This window comes from Alsobacter ponti (assembly GCF_024294805.1).
Classification (GTDB): Bacteria; Pseudomonadota; Alphaproteobacteria; order Rhizobiales; family Beijerinckiaceae; genus Alsobacter; species Alsobacter ponti.
Window position 1 is genome coordinate 136377 of the sequence record NZ_JANCLU010000004.1, and the last position, 20380, is coordinate 156756.

The 20380-nt window shown below is 70.6% G+C and carries 21 protein-coding genes; 12 read left to right on the top strand and 9 right to left on the bottom strand.

What is annotated here, in order from left to right; translation table 11 throughout:
- Position 1: 1 nt before the first annotated feature.
- Together NK718_RS05740 and NK718_RS05745 are read right to left on the bottom strand one after the other, a co-directional pair.
- Complete coding sequence (locus tag NK718_RS05740; RefSeq protein WP_371877224.1) at positions 2–823, bottom strand: ABC transporter permease; 822 nt, start codon at positions 821–823, stop codon at positions 2–4.
- Positions 824–908: 85 nt separating this feature from the next.
- Positions 909–1943: an ABC transporter substrate-binding protein gene (locus NK718_RS05745; protein ID WP_254739499.1), complete on the bottom strand. Its 1035-nt coding sequence runs from the start codon at positions 1941–1943 to the stop codon at positions 909–911.
- A gap of 151 nt (positions 1944–2094) precedes the next feature.
- On the opposite strand from NK718_RS05745, the gene NK718_RS05750 reads away from it, so the two are divergent.
- Positions 2095–3054: a nucleoside hydrolase gene (locus tag NK718_RS05750; protein WP_254739501.1), complete on the top strand. Its 960-nt coding sequence runs from the start codon at positions 2095–2097 to the stop codon at positions 3052–3054.
- Positions 3055–3398: 344 nt separating this feature from the next.
- Here NK718_RS05750 and NK718_RS05755 read toward each other — a convergent pair whose 3' ends face one another.
- Positions 3399–3884, bottom strand: coding sequence for an OsmC family protein (locus tag NK718_RS05755; RefSeq protein WP_254739503.1), 486 nt, complete (start codon positions 3882–3884; stop codon positions 3399–3401).
- 381 nt (positions 3885–4265) lie between these two features.
- Here NK718_RS05755 and NK718_RS05760 point away from each other — a divergent pair, with 381 nt between their 5' ends.
- From NK718_RS05760 to NK718_RS05780, 5 genes are all read left to right on the top strand, one after another.
- Complete coding sequence (locus NK718_RS05760; protein WP_254739505.1) at positions 4266–5027, top strand: transglutaminase-like cysteine peptidase; 762 nt, start codon at positions 4266–4268, stop codon at positions 5025–5027.
- Between the two features lie 166 nt (positions 5028–5193).
- A complete protein-coding gene (locus NK718_RS22140) occupies positions 5194–7443 on the top strand; it encodes an ATP-binding protein (protein ID WP_254739507.1) in 2250 nt (749 codons plus the stop codon).
- Positions 7440–7796, top strand: a complete 357-nt coding sequence (locus tag NK718_RS05770; protein ID WP_254739509.1) for an Hpt domain-containing protein — start codon at positions 7440–7442, stop codon at positions 7794–7796. Before NK718_RS22140 ends, NK718_RS05770 begins: the two co-directional genes overlap by 4 nt.
- A 116-nt stretch (positions 7797–7912) precedes the next feature.
- On the top strand, positions 7913–8617 hold the full coding sequence (locus NK718_RS05775) for a response regulator transcription factor (protein WP_371877231.1): 705 nt from the start codon (positions 7913–7915) through the stop codon (positions 8615–8617).
- Between the two features lie 218 nt (positions 8618–8835).
- On the top strand, positions 8836–9558 hold the full coding sequence (locus NK718_RS05780; RefSeq protein ID WP_254739511.1) for a helix-turn-helix domain-containing protein: 723 nt from the start codon (positions 8836–8838) through the stop codon (positions 9556–9558).
- A gap of 520 nt (positions 9559–10078) precedes the next feature.
- Here NK718_RS05780 and NK718_RS05785 read toward each other — a convergent pair.
- On the bottom strand, positions 10079–10789 hold the full coding sequence (locus NK718_RS05785) for a ribonuclease activity regulator RraA (protein ID WP_254739513.1): 711 nt from the start codon (positions 10787–10789) through the stop codon (positions 10079–10081).
- A 156-nt stretch (positions 10790–10945) separates the two neighbouring features.
- On the opposite strand from NK718_RS05785, the gene NK718_RS05790 reads away from it, so the two are divergent.
- Together NK718_RS05790 and NK718_RS05795 are read left to right on the top strand one after the other, a co-directional pair.
- Complete coding sequence (locus NK718_RS05790; RefSeq protein WP_254739515.1) at positions 10946–11212, top strand: GlsB/YeaQ/YmgE family stress response membrane protein; 267 nt, start codon at positions 10946–10948, stop codon at positions 11210–11212.
- 93 nt (positions 11213–11305) lie between these two features.
- Positions 11306–11695 carry a DUF883 C-terminal domain-containing protein gene (locus NK718_RS05795; RefSeq protein ID WP_254739517.1) on the top strand — a complete coding sequence of 130 codons (390 nt, stop codon included), beginning with the start codon at positions 11306–11308 and terminating at the stop codon, positions 11693–11695.
- A gap of 17 nt (positions 11696–11712) precedes the next feature.
- Here NK718_RS05795 and NK718_RS05800 read toward each other — a convergent pair whose 3' ends face one another.
- Positions 11713–12339, bottom strand: coding sequence for a transglutaminase-like cysteine peptidase (locus NK718_RS05800; protein ID WP_254739519.1), 627 nt, complete (start codon positions 12337–12339; stop codon positions 11713–11715).
- A 272-nt stretch (positions 12340–12611) separates the two neighbouring features.
- Between NK718_RS05800 and NK718_RS05805 the strand changes: the two genes are divergently transcribed.
- Entirely contained in the window at positions 12612–12821 is a 210-nt protein-coding gene (locus NK718_RS05805) for a cold-shock protein (protein ID WP_254739521.1), read from the top strand.
- Positions 12822–13056: 235 nt separating this feature from the next.
- Complete coding sequence (hemN, locus tag NK718_RS05810; RefSeq protein WP_254739523.1) at positions 13057–14448, top strand: oxygen-independent coproporphyrinogen III oxidase; 1392 nt, start codon at positions 13057–13059, stop codon at positions 14446–14448.
- 10 nt (positions 14449–14458) lie between these two features.
- Here hemN and NK718_RS05815 read toward each other — a convergent pair whose 3' ends face one another.
- The 3 genes from NK718_RS05815 to NK718_RS05825 form a co-directional block, all read right to left on the bottom strand.
- Entirely contained in the window at positions 14459–14863 is a 405-nt protein-coding gene (locus NK718_RS05815; RefSeq protein ID WP_254739525.1) for a hypothetical protein, read from the bottom strand.
- Positions 14864–14961: 98 nt separating this feature from the next.
- On the bottom strand, positions 14962–15801 hold the full coding sequence (locus NK718_RS05820; protein WP_254739526.1) for an EamA family transporter: 840 nt from the start codon (positions 15799–15801) through the stop codon (positions 14962–14964).
- Positions 15802–15880: 79 nt separating this feature from the next.
- On the bottom strand, positions 15881–16399 hold the full coding sequence (locus NK718_RS05825; protein ID WP_254739528.1) for a GNAT family N-acetyltransferase: 519 nt from the start codon (positions 16397–16399) through the stop codon (positions 15881–15883).
- 155 nt (positions 16400–16554) lie between these two features.
- Here NK718_RS05825 and lepA point away from each other — a divergent pair, with 155 nt between their 5' ends.
- Both lepA and mepA read left to right on the top strand, forming a co-directional pair.
- Positions 16555–18360, top strand: coding sequence for a translation elongation factor 4 (lepA, locus tag NK718_RS05830; RefSeq protein WP_254739530.1), 1806 nt, complete (start codon positions 16555–16557; stop codon positions 18358–18360).
- 106 nt (positions 18361–18466) lie between these two features.
- Positions 18467–19333 (top strand): penicillin-insensitive murein endopeptidase, encoded by an 867-nt coding sequence (gene mepA / locus NK718_RS05835; protein ID WP_254739532.1) that lies wholly within the window; start codon positions 18467–18469, stop codon positions 19331–19333.
- A 374-nt stretch (positions 19334–19707) separates the two neighbouring features.
- Here the strand turns inward: mepA and msrA are convergent, their stop codons facing one another.
- On the bottom strand, positions 19708–20367 hold the full coding sequence (gene msrA, locus NK718_RS05840; RefSeq protein ID WP_254739534.1) for a peptide-methionine (S)-S-oxide reductase MsrA: 660 nt from the start codon (positions 20365–20367) through the stop codon (positions 19708–19710).
- Between the last annotated feature and the right edge of the window lie 13 nt (positions 20368–20380).

Here is a 20380-nt window from a genome sequence, read left to right on the forward strand (position 1 = left end):
GTCACACCGAGGCGGGGTTGAGGCGGCGCGCCAGCCGGTTCATCAGCAGCACGACGATGACAGTCATCACCACCATGGCGCTGGCGATGGTCGACGCGCCGTTCCAGTCCAGCGTCACCATGGCCTTCTGGTAGAGCAGGGTGGCGAGCACGGTCTGCTCCTCGCCGCCGAGCAGCTGCGGCGTGGCGAAGGCGGTGAAGCTGCCGGTGAACACCAGCACCGAGCCGACGATCAGGCCGGGGGTGGCCAGCGGCAGCACGACCTGGCGGAACACCGCGCGGGGCGGCGCGCCCAGCGAGGCGGCGGCGCGCGGCAGGTCGGTGTCGATGTTCTCCAGCACGCCCACCAGCGACAGGATCATCAGCGGGGTGAACAGGTAGACGAGGCCGACCACCACCGCGAACTGCGTGTAGAGGAGCTGCACCGGCTCGCTCGTCAGGCCGAGCTTCAGCAGCGCGTCGTTGGCCATGCCGTTGCGCCCGAGGATCACCATCCAGGCGAAGGAGCGCACGACGGTTCCGGTCAGCAGCGGGAACACGGCGGCGACGATGAGCAGGCTCTTCAGCGCGGCCGGCGCGCGCGACACCACGTAGGCCGCCGTGAAGCCGAGCGCCAGCGAGACCAGCGTCGTCACCGAGGCGACCTGCAGCGTGCGCAGGATGACGCCCTGGTTGTAGGAGCCGAAGAAGAAGCGCTGGTACAGCGAGGCGGCGCGCCCGGAGGCGAACGGCATCACGCCGGTGTTGAGCACCGGCGCGAGCAGCACCACGACGACGAGCAGGAGGCCCGGCGCCAGCAGCAGCCAGGGTGTCAGGCGACGCATGGGGGAACCGGGGACAAGGCGGCCGGGGGACGGGCGGGGCGGCGGACCGCCCCGCGAGGCGTGGAAAAGGAAGGCGCGGGCGCGGTCACTTGCCGAAGACGTCGTTCCAGCGGTCCTGCCAGTCCGGCTTCGCCTTGTTCAGCTTGGCGTAGTCGATGCGCTTGAGGCTGGAGATCACGCCGGCCCCGTAGGTCCACGGCGCGGCCTGCTCGGGCGTCAGCTCGACCTTCATGTTGGCGGGCGCGTCGGTGCCGGCCACGGCGAGGTTCTTCTGCACCTCGGGGGAGAGGTGGAAGTTGATGAACTCCTCGGCGAGCTGCTTGTTCTTGGTCCCGACGACGATGCTCACCGTGTTGAACGTGGCGAAGGCGCCGTCGCTGAGGTCGGCCCACTTGGCGGTCGGCACGGCGGCCTTGACCTGCGGGAAGGTGAAGTCCTGCGCCGCCGCGGCGACGATCTCGCCGGTCGAGAACAGGTTCACCATCTCGGAGCCGGTGTTGTAGCTCTTGACGATGTTGGGCTTCAGCTCGGTCAGGCTGGCGAAGGCGCCGTCGGGGTTGGCGTAGGCGTCCACGTTCTTGCGCGCGGCGGCGACCAGCACCGTCACCGGCCCGGCGGTGGTGTTGAAGCCGGGGATGGAGACGCGCTTCTTCAGCTCCGGCTTCCACAGGTCGGCCCAGGAGGTGATGTTCACCTTGGCGCTGTCGTAGATGATGCCGTAGCGGCCGAGCGTGTAGGCGATGCCCATGCCCTCGCCGAGCGGCGCCTGGGCGGCGGGATAGATGTCCTTGAGGTTGGGGATGCGGCTGCTGTCGATCTTCTCGAACAGCTTGTCCTCCAGCCCGACCTGCGCGAACACGTCGGAGAGATAGATCAGGTCGACGCCGCCGCCGCGGATCTTGACCTTGTTCAGCCGGTCGCCGGCATTGCCGGTCTCGAGCACGATGTCGACGTTGTGCTTCTCCTTGAACGGCTTGAACAGGTAGGCCTCGAGCTTGTCCCCGTTGAAGCCCCACATCGAGATGGTGAGGGTCTTCTTCTCCTGCGCGGGCGCGGGGCCGGCGGCCAGCGCGACGCCCAGCACGGCGGCGGCGCAGGCGAGAAGGGAACGGGTCGTCATCGCAGGTCTCCGTCGATTTTGGCGCGGGTCGTCCGGGGCCCGGCGCGCGCAGGCAGGAAAGCGGGTCCGCCGCGCGGGCGGCGTCACGGCTGGCAAGACTCATGCTAAAGCGGCGGAAGTCAACTCCGGGATGTGGGTAGAAAGGTCAGCCATGAGCGAAACGCGCGGCGCGCCCGTCATCATCGACACCGACCCCGGACTGGACGACGCGCTGGCGCTGTTCCTGGCGTTCCGATCCCCGGAACTCGACGTGCGGGGCGTGGTGACGGTCGCCGGCAATATCGGCATCGACCACACCACGCGCAACGCCCGCGCCTTGCTGCGCGTGGCCGGCCGGGAGGATGTGCCGGTGGTGCGCGGGGCGGCCCGCCCGTTCGCCCGCGAGCCGTTCCACGCGCCCGGCATCCACGGCGAGGACGGGCTGGGCGGCATCGACGTGCCCGAGCCTCGCGCGCCCGAGCACCCGGCCGCGGCGCTCGACTGGCTGGCCGACGAGATCGACTCCCACCCCGCCGGCGCGGTGCGCATCCTGGCGCTGGGGCCGCTGACCAACGTCGCGCGGCTGATCGTCGAGCGGCCGGAGCAGGCGCGGCTCATCGGCGGCGTCGTCGCCATGGGCGGCGCGGTGCGCGACCGGGGCAACGTCACTCCCCATGCCGAGTTCAACATCGCCGCCGACCCGGAGGCGGCCGCCGTCGTGCTGGCCTCCGGCGTTCCGGTCACGCTCGTTCCGCTCGACGTGACGCGGCAGGTCGCGGCGGACGAGGCGTGGGCCGAGCGGCTGGCGGCGCGCGGCGGCGCGCTCGCGGCGCTGACGCGGCAGCTGCACGGGGCCTATCTCGACAACATCGCCGCTTTGCGCGCCAGCCTCGGCGTCGCGGAGGCCGAGCGCCGCCCGCACGCCTTTCCGCTGCACGACCCGTGCGTGATCCTGCACGCGGTCCGGCCCGAGCTGTTCCACCCGGAGCGCCTGCGCCTGCGCGTCGTCCGCGACCGTTCGGAGCGCGACGGCGCGACGGTCATCGACCCCGCCGGCGACGCGGCCGACGTGCTCACCGGCGCCGACGCCCCCGCCGCGCTGGCCTTCGTCGCCGACCGCCTCGCCGGCTGAGGCTAGCCGGCGCGCCGAGCCATTTCCCGCAGCCCAAAGGGCGGGCGAAGCCCGCCCGTCCCGTCCCCGGGATGCCGGAGCCTTGGCGGAGGCAGGCCCGGGGCCCAGCGCATGGATGCTGCCGCGAAGCGGCGCTTTATCAGCCTTTTCCATTCAGACGCGCTGCGCGCGAGCAGATTGCGCTGGCCCCCGGATGCGGTTCCGCTGTCGCTGCACCGCTCCGGGGCCGTGCGGGCTGGGAGCCCGCACTTTCGGGGGCGGACTGGCGTCCGCCTTTGCGCTGGCGCTGCACCGGGCCGGGGACGGGCGGGCCGGAGGCCCGCGCAGCTCGATGGGCGCGCCATCTACGCCCCCGCGCGCGTCCAGGTCTCGACGATCCGCGTCCCCGCCTGCCGCAACAGCGTGTGGAGGGGCGAGAAGCGCGGCAGGTCCTCCCGCCACACCGCCAGCCGCGCGTCGTCGGCGTCGCTGTCCACGGCGACGCGCAGGCGGACCTCGATCCACGGCAGGTCGACGGGCTCGGCGAGCCAGACGCCGCGACGGTCGAGCACGGCTTCCAGTTCGACGCCGACATGGCGGATGGCGACGCCGTCGCGCGCGCCGAGGCGGCGCAGGATGACGTTGGTGACGCCGGCCAGCGAGCACAGGAACATCTCGGTCGGCGCGGGCCCGAGGTCGCCGCCGCCGCGCTCCGGCGGCTCGTCGATCTGGACCGCGTGGCCGCGTACCCGCACGACGCTGTGCGCGTAGCCTCGCCCGTCGGCGGAGACGCGCATCGTCACCGGAGTGAGCAGGGCGGGGTCGACCGGCAGAACGCCGCGTTCGGTCATGGGCGCGATCCTTGGCGCGATTTTAGGCGCGGTTGCCTGGGCGTGAGGCCGCGCGTCGGCGGACATCGGGAGGACATCTCCGTTCGCCGTGGTCGTCGCAATCCCGCGAAGTGTCAACCGGGGACACATTTCATGAGTCTCTGTTTCGCCCGCTGACGCTTGCAACCATTTGCAACGCCGCCGTGCCGCTCGCGCGAGCCGTCCGAGGGGCGGCTGTCCGAAGTGCCGCACCCGGCCGGCGGCCTTCACGTCGGTCGATGACTCCGGGGACCGTCGCAAGCCTTGCCGCGAACGGGAAACAACTCGCGCCCAAAAGTAACGCCGGGGCGGGAACGAACGAAACACTGGCCTGAGAACGTATCCCGCAGCGGGGGTTCGGCCATGATGTTCGTTCAGCGCAAGCAGAAGCAATCGGTTAACCTTGCGGAGAACGCTGGAGCGGCGGTTCGCCGCGTCTTCGCCCGCCCGGCGGTGATGCTCGCCGCGCTGGCGGCGCTGGCGCTGGCGGTTGCGGCGACGCCGGTCTCCGCCGAGCAGGCCTGGAGCGGCGCATTCGGCGCGCCGGTCGTCAAGGTCGCCTCGGTGCGCATGTCGGCGCGCTGGAAGGAAATCCTGGCGGAACGTCCGGAATTGCTGTTCTCCGGCGCGTGCGGCGAGGCCGCCGCCTGCGACGACCCTCTGGTCCAGAAGTGGCGGGCGCTGCGCGCGCGGCAGGCGACCGGGCTGGTGAGCGAGGCCGACGCCATCCAGGCGGTGAACGCGATGGCGAACCAGGGCGTCCGCTTCGTCGAGGACGACCGCCTCTACGGCGTCGCCGACTACTGGGCCTCGCCCGCCGAGACGCTGCGCAAGGGGGCGGGCGACTGCGAGGACCTGGCCATCCTGAAATGGGCCATGCTCGTGGCGCTGGGCGTCGACCCCGAGGGCCTGCGCCTCGACATCGGCGTCGACACCAACCGCCGGCAGGGCCATGCCGTGCTGGTGGCCGACGCTGACGGCGCCCGGCTGGTGCTGGACAACCTGGCCGACGCGGTGCGGCCGGATACGGAGAGAAAGGGATTCCAGCCGCTCTACGCGCTGGGCGTCAACGGCGCGTGGCTGCACGGGGCCGTGCGCCGGCAAGACAAGATCGCCGCCTTCTGAGCATAACAAAAGATAAGCTTTAAATTGTTTGCTCGAATTGCAAAGTCGACGTTTACTTTTCTTAGCACGATTGCTGTGTTGTCTGGATTGTGGTGATCACGGATTGAGGTGTCACTCGTATTAAGTTAACCCCAGACAGGCGACGTTCTCGCCGCTGGAGATCTCCGTGCCGAGTGGACAGGCCGAACAGACGAACGCCGCGCCCGCGCGGCCACGCCACGTGGGGCGATACGGGTCGGTTTCGCTGATTCTCGGCGGCTCTGGCGCGGCCATCGCCATGCTCGTGGTCATCGCCGCCGCGTTCCTCGTGTCGGAGGCGCGGCGCGATAGCGTCAACCAGTGGCGCAACACGCTGGTGCAGTTCGCGCGCGTGCTGGCCGGCCACGCCGACCAGGCCCTGCGCGCCGCCGACCTCGTGATCGTCGCGGCGCGCGACGACGTCTCGCAGATGAGCGGCGGCGACGCCGACCAGCTGAAACGCATGCGCAGCGACCGCGAGCTGGCCAACCGCCTCACCGAGATCGCCGCCACCTCCGGCAATGTCGGCGCGATCGCGGTCTACGACCGCGACGGCAGGCTGCTCGGGGCCTCGGGCTCCGACGTTCCCCCCTCGGAGTTGACGGAGGGCGCGGACGTGCGCGCCGCGCTGGCCGCGCCGTACGACAGCTTCTTCATCGGCGACGCGGCGGTCAGCAAGATCACCGGCAAATGGCGCGTGCCGCTGGCGCGGCCGCTGTTCGACCAACACGGCTCCGTCATGGGCGCGATCAGCGTGACCATGCGCGACCAGTTCTTCACGGATTTCTACAAGAACCTCGACCTCGCCGCGACGGTGACGCTGGCGCGGCAGGACGGCGTCGTGCTGGCGCAATACCCGCAGCGCGAGAACATCGTCGGCAAGTCGCTGGGCCCCAGCACCGCCTTCAAGCGCTTCCGCGAGCTCGGCCCCGGCGCGTGGGAGGTCACCGAGCCGCGCATCCTCGCCGACAACGAGGTGTCGACGCGCATCGTCGCGGCGCAGGGCGCGGCGACCTATCCGGTGATGGTCTTCGCCACCACGCTGGACGGCGTCTACCTGTCGCGCTGGCAGTCGATGGTGGAAATCATCGGCATCGGCGCGGCGGCCGGCTGCGCGCTGGTGCTCGGCTTCACCTATGTCGTCGTGCAGCTGCAGTCGGCGCAGCGCCAGCTCGCCGCCGAGCTGGAGGCCGGCATGGTGGCGGCGGAGGCCGCCAGCCGCGCCAAGTCCGACTTCGTCGCCATCATGAGCCACGAGGTGCGCAACCCGCTCAACGTGGTGTTCGGCATGGCCGAGCTGCTGCGCCTGTCGCGCCTCGATCCCGAGCAGCGCCGCCACGTCGAGGCGATCCAGAGCACGTCGAAAGGCCTCGTGGCGCTGCTCAGCGACGTGATGTCCCTGTCGCGGCTGGAGGTCGGCCGCTCGGAGGTCAAGCGCGTGCCCGTGCTTCTCGGACGCCTGGTGGAGAGAACCGTCGAGCAGGGGCTGATCCTGGTGAAGGGCCGGCCCATCGAGGTCGTCGGCGAGGTCGCCCCCGACCTGCCGGAGAGCATCGTCGGCGATCCCGAACGCCTGCAACAGGTGCTGCTCAACCTCGTCGGAAACGCCGTCAAGTTCACCCGCAGCGGCCGCGTGACGGTGCGGGCGCGGCTGGCCGACAGCCGCCCCGGCGCGCCGCCGGCGCTGCGGCTGGAGGTGCAGGACACCGGCCCCGGCGTCGAGCCGGAGCTGCGCGACCGCCTGTTCGAGCCCTATGTGCAGGGCTCCGGCGACGCCACCGTCCGGGCCGCCGGGTTCGGGCTGGGCCTCACCATCTCGCGCTCCATCGTGTCGCTGCTCGGCGGCGAGATCGGCTTGGCGGCCTCGGGCGAGCCCGGCGCGCTGTTCTACATCGAGGTGCCGTTCTCGCCCGCCGAGGCCCGCCCCGCCGCCGTTGCGGAGCCCGCCGCCGTCGCGCCATTTCCAGCGCCGACGCCCGCCGAGAATGCGCTGCGGGTGCTGGTGGCGGAGGACGAGCCGCTCAACCGCAGTTTGGTGCAGATGCTGCTGCAGCGGCTCGGGCACGACGCCGTGCTGGTCGAGAACGGCGCGCAGGCGGTGGCCCGTGTCGAGGAACAGCCGCCCTTCGACGCCATCCTGCTCGACATCCAGATGCCGGTGATGGACGGGCTCGCCGCCGCGCGGCGCATCCGCGGGCTCGGCGGCCCGCGCGGCGCGGCGCGCCTCGTCGCCATGACGGCGCAGGTCGGCAAGCCGGAGTTGCAGCGCGCCGCGCAGGTCGGCTTCGACGATGTGCTCGCCAAGCCCTTCGCGCTGACCGAGCTGCAAGCGCTGCTCGACCCCGCCACGCCGAAAGGCGCGTACCTGCGAACGCTCGCCGAGGGAGACGCCGCATGACCCCGCACGGACCGGCGGTGGACGCCGCCCATCTCGCCTCGCTCAGGGCCCTCTACGGCGCCGACAACTTCGCCCGCCTTCGCGGCATCTTCCTCGACGAGACGCGCGACCGCGTCGCCGAGCTGCGCGGCGCGGCGGCGGCCGGCGACGGCGCGGCGGTGAAGCGCGTCGCCCACCGCATGGTCAGCCTGCTCGGCGCGTTCGGCGCGCGCGCCCCGGCCGAGATGGCGCGCGCGGTGGCCGATTCCGATTCGGGCGACGTGGCGGAGGGCGCCGAACCGCTCGCTTTGGCGACCGAGGCGGCGCGCGACGCCGTGCTAGAGCTGGGTGACGCGGGCGACGGCAGCGTGTAACAAGGCGGTGGATTCGTAACTTCGGCAATGTTGTCGTCGTTATTCGTGATTATCGTCAAGTCCAAGCTGGATTTTAGTGTCACGGTTAGGGAGAAGTGGGAGACAGTTCGGTGCGAGTGTTGCTCATCGAAGACGAGCCTCTGACCCGCGAGAGCATGGCCCTGTATCTCCGTTCCGAAGGAATGGACGTTCAAGAGGCGCAGAATCTTGCCGATGCCGGGCGGAAACTGTCACGCGACAAGCCCGACGTGGCGGTCGTCGACATCATGCTGGGCGACGGCAGCGGGTTCGATCTCATCAAGTCGCTGTCCAGCTCCGGGGTCGGCATCATCGTCGTCTCGGCGCGCGGCTCGGCGCTCGACCGCGTCCTCGGGCTGGAGCTCGGGGCGGACGACTACGTCACCAAGCCGGTCGAGCCGCGCGAACTGGCGCTGCGGATTCGCAAGCTGCACGCGCGCATGGCCCCGGCCGGCGCGCCGGGCCGCGACCGCGGCGTGTACGAGTTCGCCGGCTTCGAGCTCGACACTGTCTCGCAAACGCTGCGCGACGCGCAGGGACATTCCGTCGAGCTGACCGGGGCGCAGTTCCGCCTGCTGGAGCTGCTGGCGCAGAGCCCCAACCGCGTCTTCGAGCGCGACGCCATCGCCGAGCACATTCACGGCCGGCAGTGGATCGCCGAGGGTCGCGCGGTGGACGTCCTCGTCAGCAAATTGCGCTCGAAGATCGATCCGCCCAACGCCCCGTCGCTGATCCGAAGCGTGCGCGGCGTCGGCTACCTCTTCGCCACCGAGGTGCGCCGCAAGAGCGTCCGGGCCGAGTGAGCCGGCCTCCCCGCGGCCACCTTTGGCCGGGCGCATAAGCACAGATTTCGTTTGTAGATTGGAAACAAAACGACCCACTTCTTCGCAAGTGGAAACTTGAGCAAAGCAGGGCGCGCGCGCACAAAGGATTGAGCGGTAGTCAACATTGGCTATTCGAAAAACTACTTATTACCCCGGTTCTGACGTGAAATCGTCATGCCGGCAGCGCGGAGATTGCCATGCGCCCCGAGGACGTCGCCCGAATCAAGACGCTCCCGCTATTCAAGGACGCCAACGAGGACACGCTGCGGCAGGTCGCTTCGGTGGGCTTCGTCCAGGTCTTCCCGTCCGGCGTGATGCTGCAGGAGCAGGGCACGAGGCCAGACTCCCTCTACGTCGTGATCGAGGGCTCCGTCGAGGTCGCCGGCCATCATCGCGGCGTCGACGCGACGGTCGAGGTCATTCGCGCGCCTCTGCCGGTGGTGCTGTCGGCCGTGATCGCCGACGAGGCGCTGCTCGCCTCGGTGACGACTCTGACCCGCTCCACCCTCTTGATGACGCCGGCGCAGATCGTGCGCAACGCCATGACGACCGATGTCGGCTTCGCCGCCGCCGTGGCGCGCGAGCTGTCGGACCAGTGCCGACGCACGATCCGCGAGCTGCACAATCAGAAGCTTCGCACCGCCACCGAGCGCCTCGCCAACTGGGTGCTGGCCGCGCATCTCGAGGCGCACGAGTCGGAGGTCATCGAGCTCCCCTTCAAGAAGCGCGTGCTCGCCTCGCTGCTCGGCAGCTCGCCGGAGAGCCTGTCGCGCAACATCTCGGCGCTGGAGCGCCACGGCGTCGCCTTCGAGGGCAGCCGCATCCGTATCGCCGACCGCGACGCCCTGTTCGCCCTGGCCTGCCCGACGCCGCTGATCGACGCCTTCACGCCCGAGACCGCGGGCATGCGGCCCTCCTGAGGGGCGCTTTACAGGCCTTTTGATAAGGACGCGCTTCGCGCGCCCTATTGCGCTGGCCCCCGGATGCGGTTCCGCTTCGCTGCACCGCTCCGGGGACGGAGCCTTGGCGGAGGCAGGCCCGGGGCCCAGCGCATGGATGCTGCCGCGCAGCGGCGCTCAATTGGAAAACCCCATCAGGACGCGCTGACGCGCGCCATAGTGCACTGGCCCCCGGATGCGGTTCCGCTGTCGCTGCACCGCTCCGGGGACGTGCGGGCTGGGAGCCCGCAAACGAAAAAGGGCGGGCCTTCGCCCGCCCGTCCCGTCCCCGGGATGCCGGAGCCTTGGCGGAGGCAGGCCCGGGGCCCAGCGCATGGATGCTGCCGCGCAGCGGCGCTCAATTGGAAAACCCCATCAGGACGCGCTGACGCGCGGCATATTGCGCTGGCCCCCGGATGCGGTTCCGCTGTCGCTGCACCGCTCCGGGGACGTGCGGGCTGGGAGCCCGCACTTTTGAGGGCGGGCTTTCGCCCGCCTCGCGTCAGGCCTTCTGGCTGCCGAAGGCCGCCTGGTAGCGGGCTTTCGTCTCGGCGTTCATGGGGTAGAGGCCGGGCAGCTGCACGCCCTTGGCGACCTCGTCCATGATCCACGCCTCCATGCGCTCCTGCTCGGGGGCCTCGGCCAACACCGCGTCGAGCAGGGCGGCCGGGATCAGCACCGCGCCGTCGGCATCCACAACCACCACGTCGTCCGGGAACACGGCGACGCCGCCGCAGGCGATCGGCTCCTGCCAGTTGACGAAGGTGAGGCCGGCGACGGAAGGCGGGGCCGCCTGGCCCTGGCACCACACCGGCAGGCCGGTGCCGAGCACGCCGGCGAGGTCGCGCACCACGCCGTCGGTGACGAGCGCGGCCACGCCCTTCTTCGCCATGCGGGCGCACAAAATGTCGCCGAAGATGCCGGCGTCCGTCACGCCCATGGCGTCCACCACCGCGACGCAGCCTTCCGGCATCGCCTCGATGGCGGCGCGCGTCGACTTCGGCGACGACCACGATTCCGGCGTCGCCAGGTCCTCGCGGGCCGGCACGAAGCGCAGCGTGAAGGCGCGGCCGACGACGCGCTTCTGGTCCGGACGCAGCGGCCGCGTGCCGCGCATCCAGACGTTGCGGAGCCCCTTCTTCAGCAGGATGGTCGTGACGGTGGCCGTCGACACGGCGGAGAGGGTTTCAACGATCTTGGGGTCGAGGGTCATGCCGGTCTCCGGGCCCAGTTTGCAGCGCTGAGCCGGGTTAGTGCGCCCCCCGCGCGGATGCAAGAGTGTTGGCAAGACTTTTGGCGCAAGCGGGGCCGCGATGAAACTCGGCCCGAGCGCCTGCAACTTTCCCGCGAGAGCCCGCGTTGTGCCGGCATGAGCATCCTGTGGACTATCATCATCGGCTTCGTCGCGGGCGTCATCGCCAAGTTGATCATGCCCGGCGACAACGAGCCTTCCGGCTTCATCCTCACCACGATCCTCGGAATCATCGGGGCTTTCGTGGCGACCTGGCTTGGTCAGGCCATCGGCTGGTACCACGCGGGCGAAGGCGCCGGCTTCATCGGCGCGATCGTCGGCGCGGTCATCGTCCTGGCTATCTGGGGCGCGATCGCGGGCCGGCGGACGCGTCCGACCGTCTGACGACGTCGCCCGGCCCGCCCGGGCGACGTCCTTTCCCTTCTCCGCTCCGTCGCCGTCGCGCGCCGGCGGGTCCCATTCGCTGTCGAGGCGTCGATGTCAGCAGGCCAGAACCAGGCCACCTCCGGCCAAGTCACCTCCGCCTTCTTCGCCAGCCAGGCGGCCGCCAGCGAGGCCGTCAACCGGCTGACGCGGGCGGGCTTCCGCGACCACGAAATCGAAATGAATCCGGTGACGGGCGGGCGGGGCGTCCGCCTCACCGTCAGCGCCGAGGGCGACCGCCTCGGCCACGCCATGCGCGTACTGGACGACGACGCGCTGATCCGTCAGGACGAACGGGACGCCGCCCGCCGCGCGGAGCGCTGGCTGCCGGACCTCGGCCAGCCCGGCGGGATGAGCGAGTACGTGCGGGACAATCCGCTGCTGTCAGTGGGGCTCGCCTTGCTCGTCGGCGTCGCCGTCGGCGCGCTGGCGCGCCGCGTGTGACGGCCGGCCGGAGCCGGTCAGCGGCTCGAGGCCACCAGCGCCGGCGCGTCGGCCGGCGTTTCGACGGCGGCCCACGCCATCTCGTTCTCGACCGACTGGCGCTTGAGGAACTTGTAGCCCGTCTCCGTCCACGGCAGCACGGCGTCGCGCAGGTTGTCGAGCACGAAGTCGCCCCGGTCGGTGCGCACGGTCAGCACGGCGTGGCCGTCACCGTGCGTGTCCAGCACCACCGTGATCAGCAGCGAGGAGCGCGGCAGGCCGAGCGCTATGGCCGCGCGGCGCTTCAGCAGCACGTAATCCTCGCAGTCGCCGCGCCCGTCCTCGGCGAAGTCCCAGCGCTCGACCACGCCCCAGTGCTCGTTGTCGGGCACGCCGACGATGACGTCGTTGAACGTCTGGTTGATGGCGACGATCAGCCGCCAGGTCTCCGGGGTCAGCGGGATCGGGGCGGCGTCGGCGCGGACGCGGGGGTGGTTGCACTCGCTGGCGTAGCGCTGGCAGAAATCCGCCCAGCCGCTGGGGCCCGACGTGGCCGCGCCCGTCGCGGTGGCGCTCGCCAGCCGCACGGGAAACGCCTGCTCCGCGCTGGCCGGCGCGGCGGCGAGAAGGGCGCCCAGAAGCGCGAAAACGACGGCTCTAGCCATGGGGGACAGCTCAGGCGGGCGCGATTCGGTTCGTTTTCAGCCTAAACTGCACGGGTAGGTTGTACATCGGGGAAATTACGAGGTCGGCGTGCGCGGCGCTCGCGGCGGCGTCCGCGCGGGCGTCGGCGTTTCAAGTAAAATTCTAGATGTATGATGACCCGACGCCTTAACTTGCGCTCAAGCTTGCAATTTCGCGAAAAGCTCCGTTTGATGTCGTTAGCCGTAAGGGCGAATAGTTCGCCATCTTATCGGGCTTGGAATTGAGAGAGACGATGGCGACGGGTACCGTGAAGTGGTTCAATGCCACGAAGGGATATGGCTTCATCCAGCCGGATAGCGGCGGCAAGGACGTGTTCGTCCACATCAGCGCCGTCGAGCGTTCGGGCCTCAGCAACCTGAACGACGGACAGAAGATCTCCTACGACGTCGAGCCCGACCGCAAGACCGGCAAGGAAGCCGCGGTCAATCTGCGTATGCCGTGATCTTCCGGCGCGGGAGGGGCTCGCCGCTCCCGCCCTGACCTTCGAGCATCCGGGTCGCCCCGCGATCCGGATCCTCCTCCGCCGCGCCACCGCGCGGCGCGCCCCGGACGAGCCGCTTCCCGGAAAAGCGCGGCGACCTTGATCGATCACAAATCGGACCGCCCTGGGGCGGGGTAGAAGGACCACGATCCGGCGCGCGCGCCGGCCGTCGATCCCCTGCCCCCGAGGCCCGACCATGAACCAGCATGTCCAGCCCAGCGCCGACCGCACGGACGCCGACCACGCCATCGCGCTGCGCTACGGCGAGGAGCGCCTGCCGCGCTACACCAGCTATCCCACCGCGCCGCAATTCGCGCCCGCCGTCGACGAGGCGACCTATCGCGCCTGGCTGGCGGCGCTGCCGGAGCGCGCTTCGGCCTCGCTCTACCTGCACGTGCCCTTCTGCCGCTCGATGTGCTGGTATTGCGGCTGCCACACCACCATCACCAAGCACCAGGCGCCGATCTCCGACTATCTCGAGGTGATGCGGCGCGAGATCGGCCTCGTCGCCGACGCGCTGCCGCGCCGGCTCAGCGTGCGCCACGTCCATTTCGGCGGCGGCACGCCGACCATCCTCGAGCCGGCCGAGTTCATCGCGCTGATGGGCCTGCTGCGCGAGCGCTTCGCGCTGGAGCCCGACGCCGAGGTGGCCATCGAGATCGACCCGCGCACGCTGAAGCCGGCGATGATCGCCGCGCTCGGCGAGGCCGGCGTCAACCGCGCCAGCCTCGGCGTGCAGAGCTTCGATCCCGTCGTGCAGCGCGCCATCGCGCGCATCCAGACCGAGGCGCAGACGCTGGCGGCGCTGCGCGGCCTGCGCGACATCGGCGTCACCGGGGTGAACTTCGACCTCATCTACGGCCTGCCGCACCAGACCGTGCAGTCCTGCCTCGATACGGTGGCGCGCTGCGTCGCCATGCGGCCGGACCGGTTCGCCGTGTTCGGCTACGCGCACGTGCCCTCGTTCAAGAAGCACCAGCGCAAGATCTCCGAGGCCGACCTGCCTGACACGGCGGAGCGCCATGCCCAGGCCGAGGCCATCGCCGCCGCGCTCGTCGCCGCCGGCTATCGCCGCATCGGCCTCGACCATTACGCCCTGCCGGAGGACGCGATGGTGAAGGCGCAGGAGGCGGGCGAGCTGCACCGCAACTTCCAGGGCTACACCACCGACCCCGCCGACACGCTGATCGGCTTCGGCGCGTCGTCGATCGGCAAGCTGCCGCAGGGCTACGTGCAGAACGAGGTGCAGCTGCCGCGCTACGCCGAGCGCGTCGCCGCCGGCGAGCTGCCCGTCGCCAAGGGCTACCGCCTGACGGCGGACGACCGCCTGCGCGCCGACATCATCGAGCGGCTGATGTGCGACTTCGCGGTCGATCTGGACGAGGTGTGCGCGCGCCACGGCGCGTCGGCGGCGGCGCTGCTGGCGGCGACGCCGCGCCTCGCCGCGCTGCGCGACGACGGCGTCGTCGGCCTCGACGGCGCGCGCCTGACCGTGACCGACGCCCGCCGCTTCCTGGTGCGCACCGTGGCGTCGTGCTTCGACGCCTATCTCGGCGCCTCCGGCCGGACACATAGCCGCGCGGTGTAGGCGGAACCGCTCAGTTGCCCGGGGCGGCGCGGTCCTCGCGCCAGGTCAGCGCGCCGAGCACATTGCCGACGACCTTGCCGTTGTCGACCAGCAGGAAGCGCGGCGTGCCGCCCTTGTCGGAGAACTGCGCCAGCAGCGGGCGCAAATCGTCCGGCCACTCGGCGGCGACGCGGATGTCGCCGAACGAGGCGACCTCGACCACGCGGAAGGGCACGCCCCTGGCAGCGCAGCGCGCCGCGAAGGCGTCGCGCTTGGTGGCGTTCCACTCGCGGCAGATCGGGCAGTTGCGCGCGCTGATATAGACGACCGTCAGCCCCTTCGCCGAGGCGGCGGCGCGCGCCTCGCCCCCGGGCAGACCCAGGGCGGCGGCGAGGGCCGCGCCGGAGAGCAGCAGGCGACGGCGGTGCAGGTGCATGACGGCCTCCCGGCGCGGACGGCGGCGCGCCCGGCGAAGCATACTACGCCAGCCCTTGATGAAACGGAAAACGACGAAACGGAAGACGCCGCCGGACGCTACGAGAGCCGCAGCAGCGCGATGCCGGCCACCGCCATCGCCGCCGCGCACCAGCGCAGCCAGCCCACCTTCTCGTGCAGCACGGTGGCGGCGAGCAGCATGCCGATGAACAGGCTCGTCTCGCGCAGCGCCGACACCGCGCCGGAAGGTCCGTGCGCGTAGCCGTAGAGGATGAACAAGTAGGAGCCGGTGGAGGCCATCGAGGCGAGGAAGCCAAAGCCGCCCTCCTTGCGCAGCATGCGCGGCACGTCGACGCCCTCGACCGCCAGCATCGCCGCCATGCTCAGCGAGTTCACGATGCAGACGGTGAAGCCGTAGGTCAGCGCGTCGCCGGTGGCGCGCACGCCCTGCGCGTCGCTGACCACGAACAGCGCGTTGAACACGCCGGCGAACAGCGCCAGCGCCAGCCCGACGCGGTCGAAGGTCACGCCGCGGCGCGCCGATTCGCCCAGCAGCAGCACGCCGGCCGAGATGGCGGCGATGCCGGCGATGGCGAGCGGCGAGGGCGTCTCGCCGAACACCGCGAAGCTGATGCCGGCCACCCCGACCGGCGCGACGCCGCGCACCAGCGGGTAGCCGACGGCGAAGGGCAGGCGGCGATAGGTGGCCATCAGCGCGCGCATGGTCAGCATGTTGGTGACCATGCCCATCGCCAGCCATTTCCACGCTGTCATCGGGGGCGGGCCCCAGGCGATGGCGAAGGGCATCGCCAGCACCCCGGCCATGATGACCACGCTCGCCACGGCGTGGCCCGGGTCCGGGCGCGTCCGCGCGGCGGCGTTCCAGCCGGCGTGCAGCAAGGCGCTGGCGAGCCCCGAGAGAAAGACGAGGAGGGTCAAGGACGGGCCGTGGACGGAGGACGCGAAGCCGTTGGCGTAGCGGATCGCGATGCCCCGCGCCAGTGGCGGGGCCGCGCGGTCAGTCCAGCACTTTCTGCATGAGCACGAGGTCGAGCCAGCGGTCGAACTTCCAGCCCACCTCGGTCAGCCGCCCGGCCTCGACGAAGCCGAAGGTGCGGTGGAAATGCAGCGAGGCGGCGTTGCCGGCGTCGATGCCGCCGATGATGGCGTGCTTGCCGAGCTTGCGCGCCGCGTCGATCAGCACCGGCATGAGCTGCTTGCCGACGCCCTTGCCGTGGTGGTGGTGGTGAACGTAGATCGTGTGCTCGACCGTGTGGGCGTAGCCGTCGCCCTTGCGGAACTCGCCGAAGGTGGCGAAGCCGATCACCTCGCCGGCGATGGTCGCCACCACGAACGGATAGCCGTGAACGCGGCGCTCGTGCAGCAGCAGGCGGCGGCTCTCCAGGTTCACCGCGTGGGTGGTGAAGGTGGCCGTCGTGTTGAGGATGGCGTCGTTATAGATGTCGAGGATGGCGGGAAGGTCGCTCTCCTCCGCGTCGCGGATGTCTATTCCGTGGGCAAGGGAGGCTGGTTCCACCGCTCTTCGCTCGTTTCGTCTCGGATTCTCTGGCGCGCCACTGTAGCGGGCGGCGGCGCTGGCGCAAGCGCGGCGCGGCGAGCCGGGCCGCCGGCGGCGGCCCCATTCCCCGCTGCGCGCTTGGAAAAGCCACGCCCTGCTGCTATCTCCCGCGCATGACCACGCACCCCATCGACAACATCCGCAACTTCTCCATCGTCGCGCATATCGACCATGGCAAGTCGACGCTCGCCGACCGGCTGATCCAGACCACCGGCGGGCTGGCCGAGCGCGACATGGTGGAGCAGGTGCTGGACTCGATGGACATCGAGCGCGAGCGCGGCATCACCATCAAGGCCAACACCGTCCGCCTGGAATACAAGGCGAAGGACGGCAAGACCTACATCCTCAACCTCATGGACACGCCCGGCCACGTCGACTTCGCCTACGAGGTCAGCCGGTCTCTGGCGGCCTGCGAGGGCTCGCTGCTGGTGGTCGACGCCTCGCAGGGCGTCGAGGCGCAGACGCTCGCCAACGTCTACCACGCGCTCGACGCCAACCACGAGATCGTGCCCGTCCTCAACAAGATCGACCTGCCGGCCGCCGACCCCGAGCGCATCAAGGCGCAGATCGAGGAGGTGATCGGCCTCGACGCGTCCGACGCCGTGCCGATCTCCGCCAAGACCGGCATCGGCATCGACCTCGTGCTGGAGGCCATCGTCAACAAGCTGCCGCCGCCCAAGGGCGACGAGACCGCGCCCCTCAAGGCGCTGCTGGTCGACAGCTGGTACGACGCCTATCTCGGCGTGGTCGTGCTGGTGCGCGTCGTCGACGGCGCGCTGCGCAAGGGCTCCGAGATCACCATGATGGGCACCGGGGCCCGCTACCAGGTGGACCGCATCGGCGTGTTCAAGCCGAAGATGGCGGACGTCGCCCAGCTCGGCCCGGGCGAGGTCGGCTACATCACGGCGCAGATCAAGCAGGTGGCCGACACGCGCGTCGGCGACACCATCACCGAGACGCGCCGGCCGACGGCGAAGGCGCTGCCCGGCTTCAAGCCGGCCCAGCCGGTGGTGTTCTGCGGGCTCTTCCCGGTCGACGCGGCGCAGTTCGAGGATCTGCGCGCCGCGATGGGCAAGCTGCGCCTCAACGACGCCAGCTTCTCGTTCGAGATGGAGTCCTCCGCCGCGCTCGGCTTCGGCTTCCGCTGCGGCTTCCTCGGCCTGCTGCACCTCGAGATCATCCAGGAGCGGCTGGAGCGCGAGTTCAACCTCGACCTCATCGCCACCGCGCCGTCGGTCATCTACCGCATCAAGCTGCGCGACGGCGAGGAGATCGAGCTGCACAACCCGGCCGACATGCCGGACCCGATGAAGATCGAGGAGATCGCCGAGCCCTGGATCCGCGCCACCATCCTGACGCCGGACGAATATCTCGGCTCCATCCTCAAGCTGTGCCAGGACCGGCGCGGCTCGCAGGTGGACCTCAACTATGTCGGCGCCCGCGCCATGGTGGTGTACGACCTGCCGCTCAACGAGGTGGTGTTCGACTTCTACGACCGCTTGAAGTCCATCTCGAAGGGCTACGCCTCGTTCGACTACGCGATCACCGACTACAAGCCCGGCGACCTCGTGAAGATGTCGATCCTCGTCAACGCCGAGCCGGTGGACGCGCTCTCCATGCTGGTCCACCGCACCCGCGCCGAGAGCCGCGGCCGGGCCATGTGCGAGAAGCTGAAGGAGCTGATCCCGCAGCACCTGTTCCAGATCCCGATCCAGGCGGCCATCGGCGGCAAGATCATCGCCCGCGAAACCATCTCGGCCCTGCGCAAGGACGTGACGGCGAAGTGCTACGGCGGCGACATCTCGCGCAAGCGCAAGCTCCTCGACAAACAGAAGGAGGGCAAGAAGCGCATGCGCCAGTTCGGCCGCGTCGAAATCCCCCAGGAAGCCTTCATCGCCGCCCTCAAAATGGACAGCTGAGGGCGCTCAGGCGTCGGGCTCGTCGCCGTCCGGATCGACGGGCTCGCCGGCCAGGAAGGCCCGGCCCGGCATGGACAGTCTATCCACCGCCGTGCATGATTCGGCCATGCCTGCATCCGCCTTCGCGCGCGGCCTCGCCGCCTTGGGACTGTCGCTTGTGGTCGCTTCGCCCGCTGTTTCGGCGGAGCCGGCGGCGCGGGATTTGTTCGGGGCGGCGGGGCGGCCGGCGGCGTTGCGGGAGGGGGCGATCGGCTCCTACGCGCGGGGGTGCCTCGCGGGCGGGGAGATGCTGCCGGCGGAGGGGCCGCACTGGCAGGCGATGCGCCTGTCGCGCAACCGCAACTGGGGGCATCCCCGGCTCGTCTCGTTTCTCACCGCGTTCTCGGCCAGGGTTCCCGCGCTCACCGGCTGGCCCGGCCTGCTGGTGGGCGACATCGCCCAGCCGCGCGGCGGGCCGATGAGGAGCGGACACGCCTCGCACCAGATCGGGCTCGACGCCGACATCTGGCTCACGCCGATGCCGCCGCGCGTGCTGTCGCGCCAGGAGCGCGAGGACATGGAGCCGGTGAACCTGGTCGCCGCCGACGGCAGGGACGTGATCCCGGAGCGCTGGACGCCGGCCCACCGCGCGCTCATCCGCGCGCTGGCCGAGCAGCCCGGCGTCGAGCGCGTCTTCGTCAATCCGGCGATCAAGAAGGCGCTGTGCCGCGAGGCGGGGACCGACCGCGACTGGCTCGGCAAGGTGCGACCGATCTACGGGCACAACTACCACACCCATGTCCGCCTCGCCTGTCCGGCCCGCGAGGCGGGCTGCATGAGGCAGACCCCGCCGCCCGGCGGCGACGGCTGCGGCGCGGAGCTGGCGTGGTGGTTCACCGACGAGGCGATGCACCCCAAGCCGAGCAAGCCCGCCCCGCCGCTGACCCTCGCCCAACTCCCCCCCGCCTGCCGCATCGTCCTCTCCGCGCCGTAGGGGGGAGGGCTGGGCTGAACGCCGCGCGGGCCTCCGGCCCGCCCGTCCCCGGCCCGGTGCAGCGACTGCGGAACCGGAGCCGGGGCCCAGCGCAATATGTCGCGCGTTAGCGCGTCCAAATGAAAAGGCTGATAAAGCGCCGCTTCGCGGCATCATCCATTCGCTGGGCCCCGGGCCTGCCTCCGCCAAGGCTCCGGCATCCCGGGGACGGGTTGCGGCTTGCGCCGCACCGATCCAGAGCGGATGCGGGGTTCCTGGAACGGGACGGGCGGGCGTCCGCCCTTTCCGCTCCGGGAGATGGCTCCGGGAACGGGACAGGCGGACTGGCGTCCGCCCTTTCAGCTTCGCCGCGGGCGTCCGAAACCCGGCCCCGCTCACCCCGCGCTGGCGACGCCGAGGCCGATGGGGCAGGAGACGCCGGTGCCGCCGAGGCCGCAATAGCCGCGCGGGTTCCTGGCGAGATATTGCTGGTGGTAGTCCTCGGCGAAGTAGAACGGCCCGGCGGGGGCGAGCTCGGTGGTGATCGGGCCGAGGCCCCTGGCGGCCAGCGCCTGCTCGTAGGCGGCGCGCGAGCGCGCCAGCGCGTCGCGCTGGGCGTCGCTCGTCCAGTACGCCGCCGAGCGGTACTGCGTGCCGACGTCGTTGCCCTGCCGCATGCCCTGTGTGGGGTCGTGGCTTTCCCAGAACGTCTTGAGCAGCGTGTCGTAGGAGAGGCGCGAGGGATCGTAGACCACCATCACCGCCTCGGTGTGGCCGGTGAGGCCGGTGCAGGTTTCCTCGTAGGTGGGGTTCGGCGTCGCGCCGCCCATGTAGCCGACGGCGGTGACGATGACGCCCGGCAGCGTCCAGAAGGCGCGCTCCGCGCCCCAGAAGCAGCCCAGGCCGAAATAGGCGATCTCCGCGCCCGGGGGGTAGGGGCCCTTGAGCCGCTCGCCGTTGACGAAATGGCGCTCGGCCGTCGGCAACGGTTGCGGCCGCCCAGCCAGGCTCTCCTCGGGGGTGGGGACCGTCAGGCGCTTGCGCATGGAGAACATGGGGTACCTCGCT

Bases quoted from the DNA above. Each gene is read 5' to 3' on its own strand.
- hemN (WP_254739523.1), top strand. From the start codon at position 13,057: ATGAACCAGCATGTCCAGCCCAGCGCCGACCGCACGGACGCCGACCAC.
- lepA (WP_254739530.1), top strand. From the start codon at position 16,555: ATGACCACGCACCCCATCGACAACATCCGCAACTTCTCCATCGTCGCG.
- NK718_RS05800 (WP_254739519.1), bottom strand. From the start codon at position 12,339: ATGGCTAGAGCCGTCGTTTTCGCGCTTCTGGGCGCCCTTCTCGCCGCC.
- NK718_RS05795 (WP_254739517.1), top strand. From the start codon at position 11,306: ATGTCAGCAGGCCAGAACCAGGCCACCTCCGGCCAAGTCACCTCCGCC.
- msrA (WP_254739534.1), bottom strand. From the start codon at position 20,367: ATGTTCTCCATGCGCAAGCGCCTGACGGTCCCCACCCCCGAGGAGAGC.
- NK718_RS05755 (WP_254739503.1), bottom strand. From the start codon at position 3,884: ATGACCGAACGCGGCGTTCTGCCGGTCGACCCCGCCCTGCTCACTCCG.
- NK718_RS05815 (WP_254739525.1), bottom strand. From the start codon at position 14,863: ATGCACCTGCACCGCCGTCGCCTGCTGCTCTCCGGCGCGGCCCTCGCC.
- NK718_RS05790 (WP_254739515.1), top strand. From the start codon at position 10,946: ATGAGCATCCTGTGGACTATCATCATCGGCTTCGTCGCGGGCGTCATC.
- NK718_RS05770 (WP_254739509.1), top strand. From the start codon at position 7,440: ATGACCCCGCACGGACCGGCGGTGGACGCCGCCCATCTCGCCTCGCTC.
- NK718_RS05780 (WP_254739511.1), top strand. From the start codon at position 8,836: ATGCGCCCCGAGGACGTCGCCCGAATCAAGACGCTCCCGCTATTCAAG.
- NK718_RS05740 (WP_371877224.1), bottom strand. From the start codon at position 823: ATGCGTCGCCTGACACCCTGGCTGCTGCTGGCGCCGGGCCTCCTGCTC.
- mepA (WP_254739532.1), top strand. From the start codon at position 18,467: ATGCCTGCATCCGCCTTCGCGCGCGGCCTCGCCGCCTTGGGACTGTCG.
- NK718_RS05745 (WP_254739499.1), bottom strand. From the start codon at position 1,943: ATGACGACCCGTTCCCTTCTCGCCTGCGCCGCCGCCGTGCTGGGCGTC.
- NK718_RS05785 (WP_254739513.1), bottom strand. From the start codon at position 10,789: ATGACCCTCGACCCCAAGATCGTTGAAACCCTCTCCGCCGTGTCGACG.
- NK718_RS05750 (WP_254739501.1), top strand. From the start codon at position 2,095: ATGAGCGAAACGCGCGGCGCGCCCGTCATCATCGACACCGACCCCGGA.
- NK718_RS05805 (WP_254739521.1), top strand. From the start codon at position 12,612: ATGGCGACGGGTACCGTGAAGTGGTTCAATGCCACGAAGGGATATGGC.
- NK718_RS05760 (WP_254739505.1), top strand. From the start codon at position 4,266: ATGATGTTCGTTCAGCGCAAGCAGAAGCAATCGGTTAACCTTGCGGAG.